The organism is Blautia sp. AF34-10 (assembly GCF_003477865.1).
GTDB classification, from domain to species: domain Bacteria; phylum Bacillota; class Clostridia; order Lachnospirales; family Lachnospiraceae; genus Fusicatenibacter; species Fusicatenibacter saccharivorans.
In genome coordinates this window covers 168,044-191,695 of the sequence record NZ_QUED01000004.1, presented here as the reverse complement: position 1 = coordinate 191,695, position 23,652 = coordinate 168,044, and the positions used below count along the sequence as shown (strand labels likewise).

21 protein-coding genes, 3 tRNA genes, 1 rRNA gene and 1 pseudogene are annotated in these 23,652 nt (G+C 46.8%); 21 read left to right on the top strand and 5 right to left on the bottom strand.

The features are described 5' to 3' along the window. Together DWZ60_RS04180 and DWZ60_RS04175 are read left to right on the top strand one after the other, a co-directional pair. Positions 1-169: ribosomal RNA gene (locus tag DWZ60_RS04180) — 23S ribosomal RNA — on the top strand; the annotation flags it as partial. Between the two features lie 179 nt (positions 170-348). Next, positions 349-420 (top strand) — tRNA-Asn (locus tag DWZ60_RS04175). 158 nt (positions 421-578) lie between these two features. Here the strand turns inward: DWZ60_RS04175 and DWZ60_RS04170 are convergent. Further along, on the bottom strand, positions 579-1,436 hold the full coding sequence (locus DWZ60_RS04170) for an AraC family transcriptional regulator (protein ID WP_119221285.1): 858 nt from the start codon (positions 1,434-1,436) through the stop codon (positions 579-581). 125 nt (positions 1,437-1,561) lie between these two features. Here DWZ60_RS04170 and DWZ60_RS04165 point away from each other — a divergent pair, with 125 nt between their 5' ends. Both DWZ60_RS04165 and DWZ60_RS04160 read left to right on the top strand, forming a co-directional pair. Beyond that, a complete protein-coding gene (locus DWZ60_RS04165) occupies positions 1,562-3,757 on the top strand; it encodes an alpha-galactosidase (protein WP_119221292.1) in 2,196 nt (731 codons plus the stop codon). A gap of 198 nt (positions 3,758-3,955) precedes the next feature. Beyond that, positions 3,956-4,840: an SH3 domain-containing protein gene (locus tag DWZ60_RS04160; RefSeq protein WP_119221284.1), complete on the top strand. Its 885-nt coding sequence runs from the start codon at positions 3,956-3,958 to the stop codon at positions 4,838-4,840. 108 nt (positions 4,841-4,948) lie between these two features. Here DWZ60_RS04160 and DWZ60_RS04155 read toward each other — a convergent pair. The 3 genes from DWZ60_RS04155 to DWZ60_RS04145 all read right to left on the bottom strand — a co-directional run bounded on the left by DWZ60_RS04155 (position 4,949) and on the right by DWZ60_RS04145 (position 6,205). Continuing rightward, a tRNA-Cys gene (locus DWZ60_RS04155) sits at positions 4,949-5,020 on the bottom strand. 3 nt (positions 5,021-5,023) lie between these two features. Then, positions 5,024-5,095, bottom strand: a tRNA-Glu gene (locus tag DWZ60_RS04150). A 93-nt stretch (positions 5,096-5,188) separates the two neighbouring features. After that, positions 5,189-6,205, bottom strand: a complete 1,017-nt coding sequence (locus tag DWZ60_RS04145) for an AraC family transcriptional regulator (protein ID WP_119221283.1) — start codon at positions 6,203-6,205, stop codon at positions 5,189-5,191. Between the two features lie 101 nt (positions 6,206-6,306). Here DWZ60_RS04145 and DWZ60_RS19245 point away from each other — a divergent pair. The 10 genes and pseudogenes from DWZ60_RS19245 to DWZ60_RS04105 form a co-directional block, all read left to right on the top strand. Further along, positions 6,307-7,646 (top strand): annotated as a pseudogene (locus DWZ60_RS19245) (alpha-glucosidase); the annotation flags it as partial. A 21-nt stretch (positions 7,647-7,667) separates the two neighbouring features. Further along, the gene (locus DWZ60_RS21085; protein ID WP_442857789.1) at positions 7,668-7,937 is read left to right on the top strand and encodes an alpha-glucosidase C-terminal domain-containing protein; all 270 of its coding nucleotides are present in this window, start codon (positions 7,668-7,670) and stop codon (positions 7,935-7,937) included. A 66-nt stretch (positions 7,938-8,003) separates the two neighbouring features. Next, positions 8,004-9,500 (top strand): response regulator transcription factor, encoded by a 1,497-nt coding sequence (locus DWZ60_RS04135; RefSeq protein ID WP_119221282.1) that lies wholly within the window; start codon positions 8,004-8,006, stop codon positions 9,498-9,500. Continuing rightward, the gene (locus DWZ60_RS04130; RefSeq protein WP_119221281.1) at positions 9,478-11,190 is read left to right on the top strand and encodes a sensor histidine kinase; all 1,713 of its coding nucleotides are present in this window, start codon (positions 9,478-9,480) and stop codon (positions 11,188-11,190) included. Before DWZ60_RS04135 ends, DWZ60_RS04130 begins: the two co-directional genes overlap by 23 nt. Positions 11,191-11,442: 252 nt before the next feature. Beyond that, the gene (locus tag DWZ60_RS17835) at positions 11,443-11,733 is read left to right on the top strand and encodes a hypothetical protein (RefSeq protein WP_243038201.1); all 291 of its coding nucleotides are present in this window, start codon (positions 11,443-11,445) and stop codon (positions 11,731-11,733) included. After that, entirely contained in the window at positions 11,661-12,428 is a 768-nt protein-coding gene (locus DWZ60_RS04125) for an ABC transporter permease (protein ID WP_243038200.1), read from the top strand. The genes DWZ60_RS17835 and DWZ60_RS04125 overlap by 73 nt, the downstream gene beginning before the upstream one ends. Before the next feature lie 11 nt (positions 12,429-12,439). Then, a complete protein-coding gene (locus tag DWZ60_RS04120; protein WP_022461726.1) occupies positions 12,440-13,339 on the top strand; it encodes a carbohydrate ABC transporter permease in 900 nt (299 codons plus the stop codon). 21 nt (positions 13,340-13,360) lie between these two features. Next, positions 13,361-14,314 carry an extracellular solute-binding protein gene (locus tag DWZ60_RS04115; protein ID WP_119221280.1) on the top strand — a complete coding sequence of 318 codons (954 nt, stop codon included), beginning with the start codon at positions 13,361-13,363 and terminating at the stop codon, positions 14,312-14,314. Between the two features lie 137 nt (positions 14,315-14,451). Continuing rightward, positions 14,452-14,982, top strand: a complete 531-nt coding sequence (locus tag DWZ60_RS04110; RefSeq protein WP_199669397.1) for a hypothetical protein — start codon at positions 14,452-14,454, stop codon at positions 14,980-14,982. A 177-nt stretch (positions 14,983-15,159) separates the two neighbouring features. Next, a complete protein-coding gene (locus tag DWZ60_RS04105; protein ID WP_158554993.1) occupies positions 15,160-17,043 on the top strand; it encodes a serine hydrolase domain-containing protein in 1,884 nt (627 codons plus the stop codon). A gap of 87 nt (positions 17,044-17,130) precedes the next feature. Here DWZ60_RS04105 and DWZ60_RS04100 read toward each other — a convergent pair whose 3' ends face one another. Then, on the bottom strand, positions 17,131-18,195 hold the full coding sequence (locus tag DWZ60_RS04100; RefSeq protein ID WP_117509767.1) for a PTS transporter subunit IIC: 1,065 nt from the start codon (positions 18,193-18,195) through the stop codon (positions 17,131-17,133). Positions 18,196-18,402: 207 nt separating this feature from the next. On the opposite strand from DWZ60_RS04100, the gene srtB reads away from it, so the two are divergent. The 7 genes from srtB to DWZ60_RS04065 all read left to right on the top strand — a co-directional run bounded on the left by srtB (position 18,403) and on the right by DWZ60_RS04065 (position 23,651). After that, positions 18,403-19,254, top strand: coding sequence for a class B sortase (gene srtB, locus DWZ60_RS04095; RefSeq protein WP_117509768.1), 852 nt, complete (start codon positions 18,403-18,405; stop codon positions 19,252-19,254). A gap of 26 nt (positions 19,255-19,280) precedes the next feature. Continuing rightward, the gene (locus DWZ60_RS04090; protein ID WP_117509769.1) at positions 19,281-20,015 is read left to right on the top strand and encodes an NAD-dependent protein deacylase; all 735 of its coding nucleotides are present in this window, start codon (positions 19,281-19,283) and stop codon (positions 20,013-20,015) included. 32 nt (positions 20,016-20,047) lie between these two features. Beyond that, positions 20,048-20,239 carry a DUF951 domain-containing protein gene (locus DWZ60_RS04085; RefSeq protein WP_022461609.1) on the top strand — a complete coding sequence of 64 codons (192 nt, stop codon included), beginning with the start codon at positions 20,048-20,050 and terminating at the stop codon, positions 20,237-20,239. A gap of 147 nt (positions 20,240-20,386) precedes the next feature. After that, a complete protein-coding gene (gene rpsF, locus DWZ60_RS04080; RefSeq protein WP_022461610.1) occupies positions 20,387-20,674 on the top strand; it encodes a 30S ribosomal protein S6 in 288 nt (95 codons plus the stop codon). Positions 20,675-20,685: 11 nt separating this feature from the next. Then, positions 20,686-21,147: a single-stranded DNA-binding protein gene (locus DWZ60_RS04075; protein ID WP_055220137.1), complete on the top strand. Its 462-nt coding sequence runs from the start codon at positions 20,686-20,688 to the stop codon at positions 21,145-21,147. 20 nt (positions 21,148-21,167) lie between these two features. Continuing rightward, a complete protein-coding gene (rpsR, locus tag DWZ60_RS04070; protein WP_022461611.1) occupies positions 21,168-21,416 on the top strand; it encodes a 30S ribosomal protein S18 in 249 nt (82 codons plus the stop codon). A gap of 189 nt (positions 21,417-21,605) precedes the next feature. Continuing rightward, positions 21,606-23,651, top strand: coding sequence for a DHH family phosphoesterase (locus DWZ60_RS04065; RefSeq protein WP_055228105.1), 2,046 nt, complete (start codon positions 21,606-21,608; stop codon positions 23,649-23,651). The last annotated feature ends 1 nt before the right edge of the window (position 23,652 follow it).

The following is a 23,652-nucleotide window of genomic DNA, read 5'->3' as shown; positions in this document are numbered from 1 at the left end:
CGGGAAGGGATAAACGCTGAAGGCATCTAAGCGTGAAGCCCCCCTCAAGATGAGATATCCCATTCGAAAGAAGTAAGACCCCTTGAAGACGACGAGGTAGATAGGGCAGGGGTGGAAGTGCCGTAAGGCATGGAGCTGACTGTTACTAATCGGTCGAGGGCTTGACCTGAATGGTTGTGTTCACAAAAAATGGAATGATAGATGTGTAGTGTATGCGGTTTTGAAGGTATATCGGAAAGGCCATCGGAGAGATCCGGTGGCTTTTTGTAATTATTTTCCGCAAAATACTTGTTTTTCGAAAAAGATTGTGTTATAGTAACGATTGTCAGGAAAAGATTCCTGAGATATTCCTCGATAGCTCAATGGTAGAGCATTCGGCTGTTAACCGAAGGGTTGTTGGTTCGAGCCCAACTCGGGGAGCTAAGATGAAGAAGCGATACAGAAATGAGAAATCATAGCTGTATCGCTTTTTTGCTGTCTGTAGCCATTAAGAAACGCCATCTAACATTTTGACGGTTTTCCATAACATTTCTTCCTGTTCATGGAAGAAAGATTTCGTTATAATAAAATCAGACAGATCACGGAACATGTGCAGAGTCAGGAGTCGTGTCAAGGCGGAACTTTTTCCGATAGGCACTTGGCGTCATGCCCTGCTTCTGGCGGAAGGCTTTGGTAAAAACTTCGGCATTCCGGTAACCACAGGAAAAAGCGACCGTTTCGATGGAGAGATCCGTATACGATAAAAGCTCGAGCGCACGCGTGATCCGGCAGGAAGAAAGATAGTCCTGCGGTGAGGTATGGAGATATTTCTGAAACAGGGTATAAAGGTAACTTCGGTTGATGCAGACATATCTGGCAATATCCGAGACAAGGATTTCATTGGAATAATTATTTCGGATAAACTCAACGGCTTTTTCCACGTAAAGATTGCCGCTCTCCCGTGCAGAAGGATCGGCAAGCGTGATTTCGCGGGAAAGAATTGAGAAAAACTGGTACAGACAGCCTTCCAGAAGATACTGGTCCGAGGTGTCATAGGTATTGTGCTTCTGCATCTGAAACAAGAGGGACTGCAGTTCACCGGAAAAACTGCACTGGTAGACAGGGTGCTCCTCGGAAAGACCGAGTTCCTGTACATAAGAGGCAGCTTTTTCGCCGTCAAAACCGATCCAGAGATAGGTCCAGGGATCATCCGCATCGGCTTCATAGTAGGTGCGGACATTTGGCATCAGGAAAAAGCCCTGTCCGGCGGTTAAGCGGTAAGTGCGGTTTCCGATGGTAAAAGTGCCTTTCCCGGAAATAATATAGTGGATCACGTAATTGGGGCGGACAGCCGGGCCGTAGCTGTGGAACGGCTGGCAGGCTTCGTAGCCGCAGAAGCAGAGATAAAGATCCGAAAATTTATGCTTTGGGACGGGAAGTGTCCAGGAAGTTTCCATAAGTATACCTCACAAAATGAATCATCAGAAAAGCTGGAATGTCACAAAGGATGAGATTCCGAAATATCAGTAAAATTATATCGTGTTTTGCAGGATACTGCAAGATGCCGCAGGAGGAGGAAATCATGGCAATCAAAGTAAGTGAAAATGGACGGTTATTTACCCTCCAGACAAAAGACAGCAGTTACCAGATGTTCGCAGATGAGAAAAATGTGCTTCTGCATCTCTACTATGGAGAAAAAATCGGTGAGGAAAATCTTTCCGGTCTGATTTTCTGCACGGATATGGGATTTGCAGGAAACCCGGAGGAGGCAGGTCTTAACCGGAAGTATTCTCTTGATGCACTTCCGCAGGAAATTCCGGGAAGTGGTGTCGGTGATTTCCGTGATGATATGATTGAGATCCGCCACGCGGACGGCAGCTTTGCAGCAGATTTCCGTTTCGATTCGTACGAAATTCTGGATCATTCCTATGCCATTCCGGGAATGCCGGCGTTGTACGATACAGAGGAAGAAAAAGGTGAGACTCTTGTTATTACAATGACGGAGAAGGCTTCCGATATTGTTCTGAAGCTGTTTTACGGTGTATTTGAAAAGGAAAATGTGATTACGAGAGCGGCAAGACTCGAAAATCACGGAGAAACGGCGATTGAGCTGGAAAAAATGCTGTCATTCAGCATGGATCTGATGTATGAAAATTATGAGATGATCTATTTCTCGGGTCGTCATGCGATGGAGCGTACGGCGGAGCGGATTCCGGTGCAGCATGCAAAAGTCGAGATCGGAAGCACCCGCGGTACATCGAGCCATCATTACAATCCGGCTGTGATCCTCTGCGAGGAGGGTGCGGGTGAGACACACGGTTCCTGCATCGGCGCATGCCTCGTTTACAGCGGAAACTTTGTTGCGGCAGCACAGAAGGATCAGAAAAATCAGACCCGTTTTCAGATGGGTATTCATCCGACCAATTTCTGCTTCCATCTGGAAAAAGGAGAGGCGTTCGATACCCCGCAGGCAATCTTAAGCTATTCCGGAACCGGTCTTACCAAACTGTCACAGCAGTATCATGAGATCATCCGCGAGCATATCTGCCGTGGCGCATACAAGCATGCCAAACGACCGATTCTGATCAACAACTGGGAAGCAACCTATTTTGATTTCAACGAAGAAAAAATTCTGAAAATTGCAGAGCAGGCGCAAAAGCTTGGCATTGAGATGCTGGTGCTTGACGATGGCTGGTTTGGAAAACGAGAGGATGATAACAGTGGTCTCGGTGACTGGTTCGTCAACGAGAAAAAGATGAACGGCTCCATGGCGCAGCTTGCAGAAAAAATTCACAAGATGGGCATGAAATTCGGTCTCTGGTTTGAGCCGGAGATGATTTCCGAGGACAGTGATCTTTACCGTGCACATCCGGATTGGGCATTTGCAATTCCTGGCCGTGTGCCGAACCACAGCAGAAATCAGCTTGTACTTGATATGACGCGTGAGGATGTGCGTGAGTATCTGCTGGAGCGTCTGACGACCATCGTTCATGATGCAAAGATTGATTATGTCAAATGGGATATGAACCGCAGCGTCTGCGATGTTTACAGCCATGTGGCAGCACAGAGCCGGAACGGAGAGATGTATCACCGCTATGTGCTCGGTGTTTACGATTTGATGGAAAGATTCCTTGCCGCATGCCCGAATCTGCTGCTCGAGGGCTGCAGCGGAGGAGGCGGACGATATGATGCCGGTATGATGTATTATTCCCCGCAGATCTGGTGCAGCGATAATACCGATGCGATCAACCGCCTGTCTATCCAGTACGGAAGCTCGTTCTTCTATCCGATCAGTACCGTTGGTTCCCACGTTTCTGTATGCCCGAACCATCAGACCGGCCGTGTGACACCGTTCCGGACAAGAGGCGATGTGGCGCTGGCAGGAAGCTTTGGATATGAGATGGATCTGAATAAGATTTCAGAGGAAGAAAAAGAGATGGTAAAAGAGCAGGTTGCTGCGATGCATGAATATTACGAGCTCACACACGAAGGCCTGTATTACCGTCTGACCGGACTGAAAAAACAGGATTTCATGGCATGGGAGTTCGTGGCAGAGGATCAGAGCCGCGCACTGCTTACGATCGTAAAGACTGACGCAGAAGGAAATATGCTTCCGGTTCACACGAAAGTGTGCGGTCTTGCAGAGGATAAGCTGTACCGCTGCAGCCTGGACCAGGAAGTTCGCCTTGGCCGTACCTGGAACCGTGCGGGGCTGACCCTGCATCAGGTGCTGGGAGAGTATGAGAGTATCCGGGTCGAATTTACAGAAGTAAAATAAAAAAGATAAGAAAAATCTTCAACTGGATTTGAGGGGGAGGGAACCTCAATCTGGTTGGAGATTTTTTTTGCATAAAGAAAATCAAAGCAGGAGGGAAGGAACGTACTCTTTACAGTGCAAAAATAGTTGTGATACAATAAGCAAAAGAAATTTTCTGACAGAAAATAAAGACGGAACTGTCAAGAAAGGAAATTGTACATGAGAAACAGAAAAAACTGTTTAGCTGTTCTTCTGATGACAACTATTGTGGTAATGGGATGTGGAAATCAGCAGGTGGAAAAGGAGAATCCATCGGCTGTCTCCGAAAGAGCACCCAGTGTCCAGGATGAGTCAGAAGATGGTGAAAAAGAGTTTCTTTCTACATACCAGAATATTATAATCACACTTCCAGAAGGCTGGAATGTAATGAGAGATGAAAAAATCCAATGCAGTTTCATATCGGAAGATGGAGAAAGTCTTGAGATATCGTATCGGGAAGGAATGGCAAAAGTGATACTTATGGATTTTCCGGAGGACGAAGAGAGCGCTGAAAATTTGCTCTATCCGAATGAAATAACAGGGGAAAACAGCATCAGCGATTTTATGGTGAAAACAGCTAACGAAGGAAAAGATAACGAGAGTTCCTTTTATCGTTTCCAGGTAAAAAATTCCCAGCAGATTCCGATTGCATTTTTCTGCGGGGTGAAAACGGAGAATGAAGGGTATCAGATCATATGGAAAAAAGGAAGCGGCAGCAACGATACACAGCAAATCGTGCCGGAAATACTGGAGTCTCTGCAGTTCCCGGACAATGAGCTGCTGACAGAAACATTTCAGACGGCCTGCAAGGAGCAGAAAAGAGCGCTGAAAGCAGAAAATAATTCGGATGGCGTGAAAAAGCAGAAGGGTAAGAAAACCGTCACCTGTATCTCACCGGTCAATGTACGTACAGAACCCAACGTCAGCACAAGCCAGGTTATCGGAGCTCTGACGACAGGGGAAGAAGTGGAAATGCTCGGAAAAGAGAACGGATGGTACAAGATTTCGTATGAGGGAAAAACGGCGTATGTGTATGAAGACTATGTGAAAGAAAAAGAAAATTAAAAAAATGATATTTTCAAAAAAGCTGCCGAAGCAAACAGAACCGGCAGCTTTTTTGAAATAATTTTGAAAAAGAAAAATCCCGGAAACCATCTGTTTCCGGGAAAATAGAGGCGTCGACCGGATTTGAACCGGTGGATACTGGTGTTGCAGACCATTGCCTTACCACTTGGCTACGACGCCATATGACTCCGACGGGAATCGAACCCGTGTTACCGCCGTGAAAGGGCGATGTCTTAACCGCTTGACCACGGAGCCGAAGTTTTTGTTTTGTCTGCCGTGATTTTTGCTCAGCGACAAGTAGTATATTATCATAAGAAAACGAGTTTGGCAAGTGTTTTTTGAAAAAAATCAAATTTTGTAGTATTTGTGTTGCCGTGCATTCAGAAGGAAAAAATTTGCCGGGTCAGGGCATGGCTTTCGATATTCTTCCGGTGACATACCAAAAGTCCGGCGGAAAATGCTGGCAAAATAGCTGGGGCTTTCAAATCCGGTATGCAGAGCAATTTCCAAGATAGAAAGCGAGCTGCCGGTAAGAAGATCTGCGGCTTGGGTTACGCGGTACTGGTTGATATAGGAAATAGGCGTTGTGTGAAAGTGCGTTTTGAAGAAACGACAAAAATATTGTGGATTCATATTGAGTATAGCAGCAAGATCTGAAAGACGGATTTTAGAATCATAGTTATCCTGAATATAACGTAAGAGTTTTTTACACTGATCAGATCTTTCTTTTTTACGAGTGCAGAGGGGTTCCGGATGAAGAAAAAGCTGGTATTGCGCCAGAAGTGCAAGAATCCGATACATGTCACTTTTGATCAGAAGGAACCAGCCGATGGGTTTGGTATCGTATGCATACAGGATTTCCTGGAAAAGCTCAGATAATGTCAGTACAAATGTTTTCTGTGTCTGAGAGGAGGCTTCAGCAGCAGAAAGCTCTTCCAATGGAAAAGCCGGAAGAAGCAGTTGGTGAGAGAGCAGCGGACGAATCCAGTCTGCTTCACAGGAATCCAGATAGGCACATGAGAGAATTTCTGGAAGAAATACAAGGGCATGGTGAACCGAAGGGGTAGTTCCAATGCTGCAGAGCTGATGCAGTTCGTGACTGTTGATGAAAAGAAAAGTACCTTCGGAAATTGTCCGGGTTTCAGTTTTCAGTGTCAGAGTGAGAGTACCTTTTTCAACCCAGATCCATTCTAATTCTTTATGCCAGTGAAAAGGAACAGAGAGCCCGCCATGCGCATAATCCTGATGATAGATATGGAGCGGAACAGGTTCGGTTCCATGCACGGTAAAATCCCGGATTCCGCCAGAAAGAACAGGGGAACAAGATTCAGGAGAAAAGAGCTCTTTTGAACGTTCTTTTTTCATAAAAGTCAAAATCCTTTCATTAAATACGAAAATCAGGTTAGAAAATATAAGATAATATCATTATACTGCTCTTATAGGAAAAAAGAAAGAGAGGACAGAAAATGAAAAGAGAGTGGTGGCATAGCTTAACCGTATATCAGATTTACACCAGAAGCTTCTGTGACAGCAACGGAGACGGCATCGGCGATTTTGGAGGGATTCTGCAGAAGCTGGACTATCTGCAGGAGCTTGGTGTTGGAGCCATCTGGCTTTCGCCTTTTAACGATTCTCCTAATTACGACAATGGATATGATGTCAGTGACTATTATAAAGTAATGGAAGAAGCGGGCACAATGGAAGAGCTGGAAGAACTGATCGCAGCCTGTGAAAAGCGGGAAATTGTGGTCATGATGGATCTTGTTTTAAATCATAGTTCCCATCTGCACCCATGGTTCCTGGAAGCCAGAAAGGATCGAAACAGTAAATACCATGATTTTTACATCTGGAAGGAAGGAACGAAGGAGCAGCCGCCAGAAGGCGGCGGAGCATTCTTTGGAGGAAGCACCTGGGAATGGGTGCCGGAGGTTCAGGAATATTATTATCACAGTTTCAGTGTAATGCAGCCGGATCTGAACTGGAAAAATCCGTCGCTTCGGAAAGAGCTGTACCGGATGATCCAGTTCTGGATGGATAAAGGGATCCGTGGTTTCCGGCTGGATGCAATTGACAATATTGTAAAAGATGGACATGGAGGAAATGATACTCATTCGGAGCAGATTCATACATACTTAATGGAAATGAATCAGAATACGTATGGAAAATCAGAACAGATCCTGACAGTGGGGGAAACCGGAGGTGCTACGGTAGAAATGGCACAGCAGTATTCTGATCCGGAAAGCCAGGAGCTCAGTATGATTTTTCAGTTTGAACTGATGGGAATCGACGGCATCCGAAGTGGAAACTGGGATCCGAAACCGTATACGCTGCCGCAACTGAAGCAGATCTTTGAAAAATGGCAGACGGGACTGGAAGAAAAAGGATGGAACAGTCTGTTCTGGGGAACCATGATTTTCCGCGTGTCGTATCGCGCTTTGGAAATGACAGGGAACCGTATCGGGAAAAATCAGCAAAAATGTTGGCTGTCCTTCTCCATGGGATGAAAGGAACTCCTTATATTTACCAGGGGGAAGAAATCGGTATGACAAATGTGTCAGGGCTTCGGATCGAGGACTATCAGGATATCGAGTCTGTAAATTTTGCCGAAGACCGTAAAAAAGAAGGCTGGGAGGAAGAAAAAATTCGTACCTATCTTGCACGGAACAGCCGGGACCATGCGCGGACGCCAATGCAGTGGAATGCGGAAAAACACGCCGGATTTACAGCGGGAACACCGTGGATGGCGGAAAATCAGAATTACGAGGAGATCAATGTGGAAAACAGCAGAAAAAATCCGGATTCCCTCTTCTATTTCTATCAAAAACTAATTGCGCTGCGTAGGAAAAATGACACTCTTGTTTATGGGGATTTCCGTCTGATTGAGGAAGAAAATCCGGATATTTTTGCTTATGAGAGAAATCTGGGAGAGAAAAAGCTGATTGTGCTCTGCAATTTCCGGGATACCGCGGCAGAGATGAAAGCCCGATATGATTTGACAAAAGGAACGGTTCTGATTCATAATGATACAGAAAGTCTCACAAAAGAAGTGTGGAAGTTACAGCCGTATGAGGCGTATATGATTGAACTTCTGCAGTAAAAAGACAGAAATGAAAAGCAGCAGGAGAAGAAAACTGCAGGAGCAACTGGAAACAGGAGGGAGAAAATGTATCGCGTTCTTCTTGTAGAAGATGAAGAAATTGAACTGGAGACATTGCGGGATTATATTGACTGGAAAAAGAACGGGATTTCCAGAGTATTTACCGCGCGCAATGGCAGAAGGGCACTGGAGTGCCTGGAAGAAAATATGGCAGATATTGTGATTACGGATATTCAGATGCCAGGAATGAGTGGAATTGAACTGGCAGAGACGATCGTACGCCGGGGATATCCATGCAAAATTGTTTTTCTGACAGGATATGATGATTTTTCCTATATCCATTCCGCTTTTCAGGTGAATGCCGTGGATTACCTTTTAAAGCCATTTACGATTGAAGAAGTAGAAGCATGTCTGAAAAAAGTGAGAAGTGAACTGGAGAAAAGTGAGATAGCAGACTGGTCGCGGAAAACGGCGGCGAAGCAGTTGCTGGAAATGGCTTTGCGGGAAAAACAGGAAACAGAGCTTTTACGGAAAAATTTCCGTGGTGTATTTGGAGAAGAACTGGAAGAGTGCAGGTTTGGAATCATAGCGGTTTATGGAAAAACGGAAGAAAACATCTGTAGCCAAATTCAGGAAAAATACAAGGGCATCCGTTACATCAGCAAAACGGAACGGATCAGCATTCTGCTGCTGGCGGGGTATCTGTCGGTGAAAGATACGGCATTTCAGATCTGGAATGATTTGAAAGAAGACGCACCGAGAGCCGTTGGATGGTGCAGTGGAGCATGGACAGCTGACTGCCTGTACGAAAAGGCGGAAAAACTTCGGAACTGTTGTGTTCTGGCATTTCATATGGATCCACCGGAACTTTTCTGTGCAGATGAAAAAGAAACGGAAGGGGAAAAAGCATATCATTTCCGGGAACAGAAGGAGCGGAGAGAAGAAATCTGTCGTCTGGTCAGCAACGGGAAAAAGCAGGAAACGCTGCAGACCATGAAAGATTATTTTCAACAGCTAAAGGGGCTTGCGCCGAAAACATTTGCGGGAGAAGTTTACAATCTCTATATGTATCTATGGAACCGTCTTGTTTTGAGCGATGAACTGCTGGAAAACTGGATGGAAGCAGAAAAAATTTTGAGAGAAAATGAAATTTTTGAAGCAAACAACAGTTATCAGATGCGGGAAAAGATGAAGCAGTATCTGGAACGGATGTTGGCATTTTTTGAAGAACAGAATCAAAATCCAAATTACTATGCCGTTTATCAGGTAAAAACATATCTTCAGAAGCACTGCTCGGAAAGCGCAGATATCGAGAAGCTGGCCGCGGAGGTCGGTTTGTCTCCGAATTATCTGAGGAGCCTGTTTAAAGAGGCAACAGGAAAAACGATTTTGGAATACAATACGGAAATGCGTCTGCAGAGGGCGGCGGAACTGTTAAAGAATAAGAAAAATAAAGTACGGGAAGTGAGTCTGGCGGTTGGATATGAAAATGTTTCTTACTTTGGCGTTGTTTTTCAGAAAAGATTTGGAGTGACACCAAATGAATATCGTAAAATGGTATAAAAATCGGAGTTTTCAGTTTAAACTGATGATCGGCTATCTGGTACTGGCACTGATTCCAATGCTGTGTGTTACCTGGTACAGTTATGGAAAAACAAGGAACGTGCTTCTTACTGAAGCATATCAGAGTGCAGAACAGGAAGCAGAACGAATTGAAAAAAATTTTTCTACGATGGTCGAGCCTTACGAAACAATTCTGGAGGTGCTGTATGTGGATCAGATGCTGAGCGGATATTTGTTTCAGGATTACAGCAACGATTCTTATGAAGATATGTTTTACTATATTGATAAGAAGCTCAGCGAAATCTGTCTGATGAATGCAGGAATTTACAAAATCTGTTTTTACAGCAACAATGAAACGCTTCCGCAGGATAATTATTATTTTTATTCCATGCAGGATCTAGATCGGAGGGAACGTGTGCTGACATTTGATGCGATAGGGGAAACGGTATTCTGTGGGACATCTGGAGACGGAAAAGCATTTCATATGAATCGTCTGATGAATTTTTATCCACAGGGCGGGATGAAGAGCGTACTGTCGTTACAGATTGAAAATCAGCAGATACAGCCCCTCCTCGAAACAATAAATTCCACCGATGAAATTTATCTGGTGGATCAAAAAGGATATATTCTGTCTGCTTCCGAACCGGAAATGGCAGGCCTTCCGATCCGGACCAGAATGCCGGAAGAGGATCTGGAGCAGAAAGCGCAGATTGAGTTTGAGCGTGACGGTATTTCAAAAATCGGAAATATCCAGAGCGGAGTTTTCGGAACAAAAATTCTTGTGATTTCGGATAAGGAGACGGTTTTAAAAGACGCAAAAGCTGTTTCAAGAAGGATGATGTTCCTGATCCTCTGCAGCGCGGCTATGGTATTTCTCTGCATTATCTGTTACACAAGATGGCTTTCCACGCGGGTGCAGAAAGTGGTGTATGCAGCAAAACGGATGGGACAGGGAGAATTTGATTACCGTCTGGAAAATATGGGAGAAGATGAGATCGGACAGATCGGGCTGGCGTTTAATCAGCTCAGTGATCAGATTCAGGAGCTAATTCGGGAAAATTACGAAAAGAAAATCCGGATTCAGACGAGCGAACTGAATTTGCTGCAGGAACAGATCAATCCGCACTTTCTTTACAATGCACTTGCGGTTATTTCAGCACTGGCGATGCGGGAAGGTGGAAAACAGACGATGCAGGCGGTCAAAAATTTGTCCAGCTTCTACCGGATTTCCCTGAATAAGGGAAAACAGGTGCTTTCCATCCAGGAAGAAGTGGAACTGCTGCAGAGCTATCTGAAAATCCAGCAGATGCGTTTTCGGGACAGCGTACAGGTGGAGTATGAGATTGCAAGAGAAGTACTGACATATCGAACCATTAAACTTCTTCTGCAGCCGCTGGTTGAAAATGCCATTCACCATGCGAGAAAAGAGGAAGAAGTTCTCCACATTGCGGTCAGAATTCAAAAAGAAGAAAGGGATGTGGTATTCCAGGTGACAGATGATGGATGTGGAATCGAGGCGGAAAAACTGATTAAACTGCGAAGTTCTCTGCGGCGCTCAGAGGAAGGATATGGACTGAGAAATGTTGCAAACAGGGTTCGTCTGGCTTATGGAGAGAATTATGGTGTCCGAATAGAAAGCCAGGAAGGATATGGAACGACAGTTTCTGTCAGAATTCCAGTAAACGAATAAAAAATCAACAAAGCAGAAATAACTTCGTATTGTTTGCATAGAAAAGGAAACAGAAACCGGCTGATAAAGGTGATTTTGCCCGTCAGCCGGTTTCTGTTTCGTTAGATATTGACAGAAATCGTAAGAAAACAACAGAATAAAAAAGAGAATTATAAAACTCCGTTAAATCGAGATAGAAATCATAAAAAAGTGAGATTGTTGCAGGACAGACTATCCATTAGAATGGAAACATAGACAGCAAGAGTGTACAAGATGAACAAAAAGAAGAAAGAAGGAGAAGGCATGAAAAAAGAAAACGTGCATGCAAAGCACAAAAAAAGCCTCGCGGAACGGTTCTGGAAACAGAAATATCTGTTTTTACTGCTGCTTCCATCGTTGGTATGGGTCATTCTGATCTGCTATGCACCAATGACAGGACTGTATATGTCCTCATCAACTACACGCCGCAGGGTAGCGGCTATTTTGCGGATATGGCGAATTCGCAGTTTGTCGGTCTTGACTGGTTCAAGTATTTCTTTTCCACAGATTTCACAAAAATCATGAGAAACACACTGGCAACCAGCTTACTGACACTGTTATTCTCATTCCCGCTGCCAATCATTCTGGCGCTTTGCCTGAATGAAGTTCGAAACCAGAAGGCAAAGAAATTTGTACAGACCGCATCTTATATTCCCTATTTTATTTCCTGGGTTATTGCGGCAAACATTTTCCTTACATTCCTTTCTTCAGACGGCGTCATCAACAATCTGTTAAAATTCTTCGGATTAACCGATGAGTCGATTCTGTTTTTCCAGAAAGGACCATATTTCTGGTGGATCATCGCGATCGCAAATGCGTGGAAGGTACTTGGATACAATGCGATTATCTATATGGCGGCAATCTCCGGCATCAGCCAGGATATGTATGAAGCAGCGGATGTGGATGGTGCGACGAGAATGCAGAAGATTCTGCATATCACACTTCCGGCATTAAAGCCGACCATTATGATTCTTCTGATTCTGGCAATCGGAGGTGTTCTGAATACAGGATATGAGCAGCAGCTGTTGATGTCTAATGATGCTATTTTAAATTATTCTGATGTACTTGATACGTATGCATACCGCTATGGTCTGAAAAACGGAATGTATTCTTACGGTACTGCAGTAGGATTCTTTAAATCCGCAGTCTCCTTCATTCTGGTCATCAGTGCAAATGCACTTTCGAAGAAATTCAGTGATGATAATACGGCACTGTTTTAGGAGGAAGGAAAATGAGAGAAAAAGCAATTAAAATCAAAAGAAAACGTTGTGCCAGTGACTGGTTTCTTGATATTTTCAAAGTGGTTTTTCTGGTGTTAGTTACTGTGATCTGTGTGTATCCGTTCTGGAACATTTTTGTGGTATCCATTAACGATGCAACCGATGCACTGCGCGGCGGGCTCTACTTTCTGCCGAGAAAACTGAGTCTGGCAAGTTATAAAGATATTCTGGGACGTGCCACATTTTTGCATGGCATTCTGATCACTGTACTTCGTACTGCAATTGGTACACCGCTGGCGGTCCTTGTCACGACAGCACTTGCCTATGTGCTTTCCAGAAAAGAGCTGCTGTTCCGGAAACAGCTGAACCTGTTCTTTATCTTCACCATGTATTTTGGCGGCGGAATGGTTCCGTATTATATGGTATTAAAGAGCCTTGGAATGCTGAATAATTTCATTGTATTTATTTTCCCGAACCTGGTAAGTGTTTATAATATGATTCTGGTAAAGAATTATATAGAGGGAATGCCGGCAGAGATTTTTGAATCGGCGAAAATTGACGGAGCAAATGATCTGACAGTTTTCTTTAAAATGGTAATTCCATTGTCCAAGCCGATTATTATGACCATTGCACTGTTTGTTGCAATTACACATTGGAATTCTTGGTTCGATGCATATTTGTTTACGAATGCACAGTCTTTAAAAACAATGCAGTCCATTTTGGTTGAAATTCTGAATCAGTATCAGACTTCATCAGCGAACCAGGCGGCAAATCAGGCGTCACAGACCATTACACCGGACAGCATTCGAATGGCTGCTACGATGATTGCGACCATTCCGATTATCATGGTTTATCCGTTTATTCAGAAATATTTTGTTAAAGGAATCATGCTCGGATCTGTAAAGAGCTGATGATAGAAGGAGGAAAAGAAAATGAAGTTCAAAAAAAGTATCGCAATGGCGATGAGTGTCCTGATGGCAGCGGGAATGCTTGCAGGATGCGGATCAAATGGCAGTACATCATCAAGTACTGCATCCGGCAGTGCATCATCTGCATCGGGCGAGGTATCAACAGACGGAGTTACGATTTCTATCTTTGACAAAAACTCCGGAAGCAATACCTTTGATGATCCAGTTGCAAAAGCAATTGAGGAAAAAACAGGTGTCAAAATTCAGGTAGAAAATCCAACCGGAGATCCGCTGGAAAAATTGAACCTGATGCTGACCGGTCAGAATTACCCGGATATCGTCCTGATGGATCGTGGAAATGATATTGTAAACCGTTACATTGAGGCAGGCGCACTGCTTCCGTTGAATGATCTGATCGATGAGTACGGCCCGGATGTAAAAGAGATGTACGGGGAAACCTTAAACAAGAGTCGTTATACCGATGGAAAAAATTACTATCTGAATAACTGGTACGGAGAAGATCCGGATCCGGTAGCCGGTGTTCTGATGCGCTATGATTATCTGTGCGAAATCGTTGGAAAAGACCGCGCAGACAGCGATGAGCCATTTACACAGGAAGAGTATATTGACATTTGTAAGAAATTCAAAGAACTTCATCCGACCATTGACGGAAAAGAGAGTATTGCCATTACCTTTGATGCAGAATCCAAAAACTACGATGGAACATTAAAAGGAATGTATGGTCTGAAAACATATTATCAGGATGGGGACAATCTGGAACATGTTGCCAAAGCACCAAACTTCAAAGAGATGATGTCCTTTGCCAATGAACTGTATACCGAGGCCTTCTGGACAAAGAGTGGGTTGTCAACAAGAAAAATCAGTGGACGCAGAAACTGTCTGCAGGCAACGTATTCAGTACCTTTGCTTCCTACTGGGATACCGATGCAGCAAATACAGCACTTGCTTCTTCTGTAGGAGAAGATGCAAAATTCTATTCCTATAAAATCCTTGGAAACGGAATCAGTGCAGATGAAACTACTTACTCCGGAAGAAGTACACTTGGCTGGGATGCAATCGCGATCACCAAGAATTGTAAAAATCCGGAAGCAGCCATGAAGATGATCAACTACCTTGCAAGCGAAGAAGGACAGTATCTTCTGATGTGGGGTATTGAGGGAACCAACTGGAATATGGAAGATGGAAAACACGTTCCGAACGATGATCTGATTGAAGGATTCCAGACGGATTTTGACAAAACAAAACTGGATACCGGCGTCCGCAAATGGACCTGGTTTGTAAAGAACGGAAATGGTACAGACGGAACTCCATACGATGTATCACAGTATAAAGTAAAAGAGACCCGGCAGGTGGCTATGAATCACTTTGGTGAGAACGACAGATGGGATACCGCAGAATTTGCAGGCCTTACCCCGGCAGGAAGCACTCCGGATGGCTTGAAATGGCAGAAAATCCAGGATATCTACGATCAGGAATATCCGAAGATTGTGAATGCAGACAGCCACGATGCGGCAATGGAAGAGTACGACAAGATGATTTCCGAAATGAATGACGCAGGACTGGAAGATGTAGAAAAAGTTATCACACAGAATTATCAGGAGCGTATGAAACTCTGGAATGAGTAAGCTAAAGTAAAATAAAAAAATCACACACGGAAAAGAACCGGCAGAAATCGAAATACAGATTTCTATGTCGGTTCTTTTTTATCAGAAGAAGCATTGCGATTTTCAAGGAATCTGGATATAATGAGGAAAACTGGAAAAACAGGGAAATCCAACCGCATGAGACAGGAGGCATCGTACATGGCAGCGAAAGAACAGTTAACCGCAATGGAAATGATCTGGGGATTTATGAGTGGGATGACAGGACATATGGGAAAGACGGACTTTGCGCCGCAGAAGGAAGCGTTCGGGGATTTTGCCTCTCCGGAAACGTATTTTCCGCGCGTGGTGCCGGAGAGCGAGGGCATCTCATCGGAAAAGCTGACGCAGATGCTTCGTGAGCTCGCCGCTGCGCGCCATACGGACATGCATCATCTGCTGGTCCTGCGGAACGGACAGGTCATCTGCGAATGCAATTTCGCCCCATACCGGAGCGGCATCTGGCATGCGACGTATTCGATGTGCAAGAGCATCACCGGCATGGCGGTCGGTTTTCTGATCAGTGAAGGAAAACTTTCCCTGGACGAGAACGTCTATGATATTTTTGAAAAACGAAACGGTCTGCTGCAGAAGATCCTGCGCCCGAATCTGACCGTGGAGCATCTTCTGACGATGAAGAGCGGCGTACAGTTCAACGAGATGGGCGTTGTTTCCGGCAACGACTGGGTGGACAGCTTCTTAAATGCGCCGGTCAAGGGAACGCCGGGCGAAGCGTTTGAGTACAACAGTATGAACACGTATCTGCTGTCTGCAATCATACAGGAGCGCACCGGCATGAAGATGGTGGATTACCTGCGGCCGCGCCTGTTCGAGCCGCTCGGTATCAAAAAAATCTTCTGGGAGAGCTGCCCGGCAGGGATTACGAAAGGCGGCTGGGGCCTCTTCCTGTGCCCGGAGGACGCGGCCAAGCTCGGGGTGATGTACGTGAACGGCGGAAAATTCGAAGGAAAACAGATCGTCCCGGCGGAATGGGTCGCAGCGTCCACCTCCGTTCATGCGACACCGCCGGAAAAGATGGGAAAATATGGCTATGGTTACCAGGTCTGGATGGAGGAGCGGCCGGGCAGCTTTGCGTTCAATGGCATGCTGGGGCAGAACGTGCTCGGTTACCCGGATACCGGCGTGGTGATTGTGACGAATGCGGGCAGCAACGAGCTGTTCCAGACGTGTGAGATGCTCGACATTGTGCGGAAGTATTTCGGCGCGGAATTTGGTGCAGAGCTGAAATCCGGCGAGGCGGAAAGCCCGATGGCATATCAGAAGCTGGTGCAGACCTGCTGTGATCTGGAGGGCGCGAAAGAGACACCGGGAAGAATCCTGCGCGGCGGCTGGAAGCGGAGAACACCGGGGCCGCGGAACAGCGGAACACCGCGTCAGATCGACATGGCGCAGCTTCTGCACGGAAAAGAATATAAAATGGAGGACACGCATGTCGGCATGTTTCCGCTGACGCTGCAGGTCTTCCACAACAACTTTTCCGACGGCATCCGCCGCATCGGTTTCTTCTATGAAAAAGGCCGTTTCTTTGTCGAGCTGACCGAGGGAGAAAAAACACAGCGCATTGAGATCGGTCTTACGGGGTCCAAAGTTGTAGAATGGGTGGAAAACGAGGAATCGTATCTGCTCGGAACGACGGGACAGTTTGCGGAGAATGAAGACGGCGAACTGGTGCTGAAGCTTGAGTTTGCATTTCTGGAAGAGGCCGCAAGACGGAGGGTCAAAATCATTTTCCAGCGTGATTTCGAGCGGATCAGACTGGAGTGGAATGAGACGCCGGGCAAGGATCTGATTATCGAGGGCCTTGAATCCCTCGTGACGGATGTGGCGATCGCACCGCTTCTGCCGTCGCGGTTCCGCGAGCGGAGCCTTGACATGATCCATCTGCTGATGGCACAGACCATTGAGCCAATGGTAGAGGCACACCGTGTGCGGCCGGGGGAAGAAACGGGGACAGAAGAAGCGGCAGCGGAAGCTGAATCGGCCGCGGCAGTGGAAAATGCGGAAAACGCAGAAGAAACGGTGTAAAAACAGAAAAAATCAGAAGAGAAATGTGGATAAAAAAGGGAATGGAGCTGCCGGATGCGCAGTTCCATTCCCTTTTAAAAATACAGATTACAGATTCAAAGCCATATCGCCGGATTTGATCAGGTTTGCCTTGCGGAATACCTCTGAGAAGAACAAGGTGATCACAGCCGGAAGCACGAAGTGGAGCAGAATGATTTTGATGATGACGAGCTTCGGATCATCGTAAGCGATCATCGTCTGATACGTTGTGATCTGTCCGACAAGACCTGCGGAACCCATGCCGCTTCCCGTTGCATTATTCTGCATATTGGCGAGGATTGTGGAGACGGGTCCTAAAATCGCACTCGAGAAGATGACGGGCAGCCAGATCAGTGGATGACGCATGATGTTCGGCACCTGGAGCATCGAGGTTCCAAGACCCTGTGCGACAAGGCCGCCGAATTTGTTTTCCCGATAACTTGCAACTGCGAATCCGACCATGTTGCAGCAGCAGCCGATCGTTGCGGCACCGGCGGCAAGACCGGAAAGATTCAGAATGATGCCGAGTGCAGCGGAGCTGATCGGCAGTGTCAGAACCATACCCATGACGACCGAAACAACGATGCCCATGATGAACGGCCGCTGTTCCGTTGCCCAGTTGATGATGCTTCCAAGGCCTGTCATCATCTGGGAGATCGGCGGTCCGACGAGCAGTCCGACAACGGAACCGGCTCCGATGGTGATGACCGGTGTCACGATGATATCAACCTTGGTCTTGCCGGAAACCAGATGGCCGCAGGTGATGCCTGCGAAAGCTGCGATGAAAGCGCCGAGCGGTTCGCCAGGTCCTGCCAGAACGGCATTTCCATCCACAAAGAATGTGCCGCCGGTGATCTTGCCGGCATAACCGCCGACCATGGCGGCGACGGCTGCAGAAACCGTGACAAGCGGGCTTTCCCCATATTTCACTGCCACGCCGACACCGATACCGGCACTTGTCAGGGCTGCGGCAGCTTTTCCAAGCAGATAGATCACATTTCCGGTCGAACCGCCGATCAGAAGACCGATCTGCTGAATCATCGTACCAATAATCAGGGTTGCAAAAAGACCCTGCGTCATGCCGCCGAAGCCATCAATGAAGATGTGCGAGGCGACTTTTTTGATTGTTCGCATATGGAATTCCTCCTCATGTATGTGGTGTGTTACTGTATTCACAAGTGACTTGTCAGTCGACTTTTAGTCTATCATAAGATGGGGGCGGGTGCAATCCTTTTCCGGGGGCATAAGTTGACAAAAGAAAGGGGCACGCTTATAATTGAGACAAATTCAGAGCGCTTCCAGAAAACAGCGCAGACAGTAAAAAAGTGATAAAGGAGACGCATGGGAAAACAGAAAAAGAAACAGAAAAAACGCGGCAATCCGCTTTGGACTCTGGTATTTTTAGCGGCACTTGCTGTTTTCTGCTTTTCCGGGTACAAGCTGATCGGCATTTACCTGGATTACAAGACCGGCACGGATGAATACCGGGATCTGCAGCAGTATACGACGGAAATTACAAAAACACCGGAGACACCGGCAACGACGAAAACAGAGGAGCCGCAGGCGGAATCCGAACCGGCGGAGCCTTCCGAACCGGAGCCGGAACCACTGTCGTATCCGACAGAACCGCCGCTTGCCGTCGATTTTGAATCCTTAAAAGCGATTAACCCGGATGTGAAGGGATGGCTTTATATCGAAGCTCTCGACATCAGTTACCCGGTCGTACAGGGGCCGGACAATGATACGTATCTTCATACGACGTACGAGGGAACGAGCAACTTTGCGGGTTCCATTTTCCTCGATTACCAGAATCAGGATGATTTCAGTGATGGAAACACAATCGTTTACGGTCATAATATGAAGAATCTCTCCATGTTCGGAAAGTTGAAACAGATGAAGGAGCAGGAAAAATATAGGGATAGCGTCTATTTCTGGATGCTGACGCCGGAATCAAACGATGTGTACCAGATTTTTTCTGCCTTTTATACGGAGGCAGACAGTGATGTCTACACGCTGTATTCCGGCGGGGGTGAAGCGTTTGTACAGTATCTGAATACCATGGCGGCGCGGTCAGAGATCCCGGTGGAGCAGCCGGAGATGGATGAACACAGCCATATTATTGTGCTGTCCACCTGTGCGGCGAGCGATACGACTGGACGGTTCGTCGTTCTGGGCGTGCGGCGGAACCGGTAATAATTGGTCAGAAGGAGGAATGACAGATGGAAGAGGAAAGAAAAATCGAAGAACTGCAGAGATTGATTGATACGCATGAAAATATCGTATTCTTCGGCGGCGCGGGCGTGTCCACGGAGAGCGGGATTCCGGATTTCCGGAGCGTGGATGGCCTTTATCATCAGAAGTATGACGTTCCGCCGGAGACAATTTTAAGCCACAGCTATTTCCTGCGGTACCCGGAAAAGTTTTATGCTTTTTACCGCGACAAAATGCTTCCGGTCGGCGCGAAACCGAACGCGGCGCATAAGAAACTTGCAGAGCTCGAAGCGGCGGGAAAATTAAAAGCGATTGTGACGCAGAACATTGACGGACTGCATCAGGCGGCGGGAAGTAAAGTAGTGTATGAACTGCATGGAAGCACACACCGCAATTACTGTATGAAATGCGGGGCATTCTGCGATACAGAGCTGGTGAGAAGGAGCAGCGGCGTTCCAAGATGTGAAAAATGCGGAGGCATGATCAAACCGGATGTCGTACTCTACGAGGAGAGTCTGAATGAGAAAGTGCTCGACGGTGCGATCCGCTCGATTGCGGCGGCAGATCTTCTGATTGTCGGCGGAACGTCACTTGCGGTTTATCCGGCGGCAGGCCTTCTCCAGTATTTTGAGGGCGATGCGCTGGTTCTCATCAACAAGGGCGCAACGCCGATGGATAAAAACGCGGATCTTCTGATCCAGCAGCCGATCGGGCAGGTGCTCGGCAGCATCAAAGTAAGATAGATTTTAATTAGAAAATATAAGGCGGAAGAAACATGGCAGAACATTACGAAGTAGGCGATATTGTAAAACTGAAAAAGCCGCATCCGTGCGGCAGCAGCGAGTGGGAAATCCTGCGTGTCGGCGCAGATTTCCGTCTCAAATGCACCGGCTGCGGCCACCAGATCATGGTAGCACGCAAGCTGGTCGAGAAAAACACCCGCGGATTACGAAAAAAAGATGCGTAATATCGTGAAAAAAACAAGAAAACACGCGAAAAAGGGCTTGCTATAAGCCCTTTTTTATGTTAAAATAACAAATTGTGACGTATAAAAATAATTCCTTGCTCCCCATAATGAAAATGGGGTGCCAAAAAGTCCAAAAGGAGGTAAAGCATGAACAAGTACGAATTAGCACTGGTTGTGAATGCAAAACTTGAAGAAGAGGAACGCGCAGCTGTAGTTGAGAAAGCCAAAGGTTATGTAACCCGTTACGGCGGAACAGTTGGCGAAGTAGAAGAGTGGGGCAAAAAACGCCTTGCATACGAAATTCAGCATATGCGTGAAGCATATTACTACTTTATTCAGTTTGAAGCAGACGCAACAGCTCCGGCAGAGATCGAGAGCCATATGCGTATTATGGATAACGTACTGAGATACTTAGTCGTTAAAAAGGAAGCTTAAGAGGTAAGCGAATGAATAAAGTTATATTGATGGGAAGATTGACCAGAGATCCCGATGTCAGATACTCTGCTGGAGAAAACTCCACAGCGGTAGCCCGTTATACACTGGCTGTTGACCGCAGATTCCGCAGAGACGGCGATTCCGCAACCGCAGACTTTATCGGATGCGTTGCTTTCGGCCGCCAGGCAGAATTTGCAGAGAAATACCTGCGTCAGGGAACGAAGATCGCCATCACCGGCCGCATTCAGACCGGAAGCTACACCAACCGTGAAGGCCAGAAGGTCTACACGACAGACGTAGTTGTAGAAGAGCAGGAGTTTGCAGAGAGCAAAAATGCAGGTGGAAACAACGGAGGATACTCCGCACCGCAGCATAACAATCCGGCTCCGTCCGCGAATACATCTGACCTGGGCAGCGCCGATGGTTTTATGAATATTCCCGATGGCATTGACGAAGAATTGCCATTTAATTGATAGAAAAGGAGAGATTGATCATGGCTTATAATAATAGTGAAAGACCAGCTTCCAGAAGACCGGCCCGCAGAAGAAGAAAAGTTTGTGTTTTCTGTGGTGGAGAAGAGATCAGCTACAAGGATGCAGCTAAACTGAAAAAATATGTATCCGAGCGTGGTAAAATCCTGCCGAGACGTGTAACTGGAACCTGCGCAAAACATCAGAGAGCAGTAACAGTAGCCGTTAAGAGAGCAAGACATATGGCTATTATGCCGTACGTAGATGATTGATTCTGACTTGCGCTAAGCACTGTCCGAACGTTCATTTTGAATCGGTAAATAAATGGAGGTATCTGCCCGAAAAGGGCGGGTACCTTTTTTGTATCCAGAAGTATCTTGTTGCCAAAGTACAGGTCAAAGTGGTATAATCGGAAGGACAGGAGCGAAATACAACACGCAACGTTGGAAAGGTGTTAGGAAATGAAAAGCAAAATGAAGTTGAGCGGCCAATTGCGGAGCTATCTTCGATGGCCGCTGATTTTGTCCATCCTGATGCTTGTGATGAATATCGGCATGTATTTTGTGGATGTGATGGCAGGAATGTGGTTCACGCTGTTTTTTGCAGTCTATGTGATCGCAGCCGCAGTTCTCTATTACAGACAGCGTCCGCAGGTGATCAACGAGCTGATTACCTTTGCGACCGAATACGGCCAGGTTCAGAAGCATCTGATCCAGGAACTGGCGCTGCCCTATGCCGTTATGGATTCGCAGGGAAAACTTCTCTGGGTCAACAAAGAGTTTACAAAAATCACAGGGAAGGATACACAGTATCATAAATGTATCGCCACCATTTTTCCGGAGCTGACGGTCGAGCGGCTGCCGAAAAATGAGGAGGAGACCGACATCAACGTGGCTTACGGCGAAAAGAATTTCCGTGCCCATGTAAAAAGCGTCTGCATCGACGAGCTGATCCAGAATTCGGAGATGATCAACACAGATATCAAAGGCTATTTTATTCAGGCACTGTATCTGTTCGATGAGACGGAGCTCCGCGAGTATATGCGGAAATTCGAGGACGAAACGATGGTCACCGGTCTTCTGTATCTGGACAACTACGACGAGGCGCTGGAGAGCGTCGAGGAGGTCCGCCGTTCCCTTCTGACCGCATTGGTCGAGCGAAAGATCAACAAATATTTCAACGATCTCGATGGACTGGTGAAGCGGTATGAGAACGACAAATACATCGTGGTCATGCGCCGGAGTTCGTTAAATGAACTGAAAGAGAAAAAGTTCGATATCCTCGAGGACGTCAAGACCATCAACATCGGAAACGAGATGGCGGTCACAATCAGTATGGGTATCGGAGCAGATGCTGGATCGTTTGCGAAAAACTCCGAGTATGCGAAAATCGCGATCGACCTGGCTCTTGGCCGGGGCGGCGATCAGGTCGTTTTAAAGGACGGTTCGAAGATTCAGTATTTCGGCGGAAAAACGCAGGCTGTGGAAAAGAATACGAGAGTCAAAGCCCGCGTCAAGGCGCACGCGCTGAAAGAGTTTATGAACACGAAAGAGAAGGTCGTTGTCATGGGACACCGCCTGCCGGATGCCGATTCGTTCGGTGCGGCCATCGGTATCTACCGTGCGGCGAAAACGCTGAATAAAAAAGCGTACATCGTCATCGACAACCCGACCAGCTCGATCATTCCGCTGATGAATACGTTCAGCGACAACCAGGATTATGAGGCGGACATGTTTGTCAACAACCATGAGGCGAAAGAGATCATGGACGACAACACGCTGCTCGTTGTGGTCGATACGAACAAGCCGAGCATCACACAGTGTGAGGATCTGCTGTACATGGCGAAAATGATCGTCGTGCTGGATCATCACCGGCAGGGAAGCGATACGATCCGCAACTCGGTGCTTTCCTATATTGAGCCGTATGCATCATCCGCGAGCGAGATGGTTGCCGAGATTCTCCAGTATTTTACCGAGGGAATCCGCATCCGGAACGTGGAGGCGGACAGCATCTATGCCGGCATCATGATCGATACCGACAACTTTATGCAGAAAACAGGTGTCCGCACGTTCGAGGCGGCAGCGTTCCTGCGCCGCTGCGGTGCGGATGTGACGCGTGTGCGCAAGCTGTTCCGTGAGGATATGAACGATTACAAGGCAAGAGGAGAGACGATCCGCAATGCGGAGCTGTTCCGCGGCCAGTTCGCGATTTCCGAATGCCCGAGCGACTATGTGGACAGCCCGACGGTGGTCGGAGCACAAGCGGCGAACGAGCTGCTGAACATTGTCGGTGTCAAGGCGTCCTTTGTACTGACCGAGTATAAAGGCGTGATCTATATCAGCGCCCGCGCGATCGATGAGGTCAATGTACAGATCATCATGGAGCGGATGGGCGGCGGCGGTCATCTGAATATGGCAGGATGCCAGCTTGAGACCGTCGATCTGGAGGGGGCGCGCAGCCTCCTAAAATCAACCTTAACAGAAATGCAGGATGGAGGAGAAATCTGAT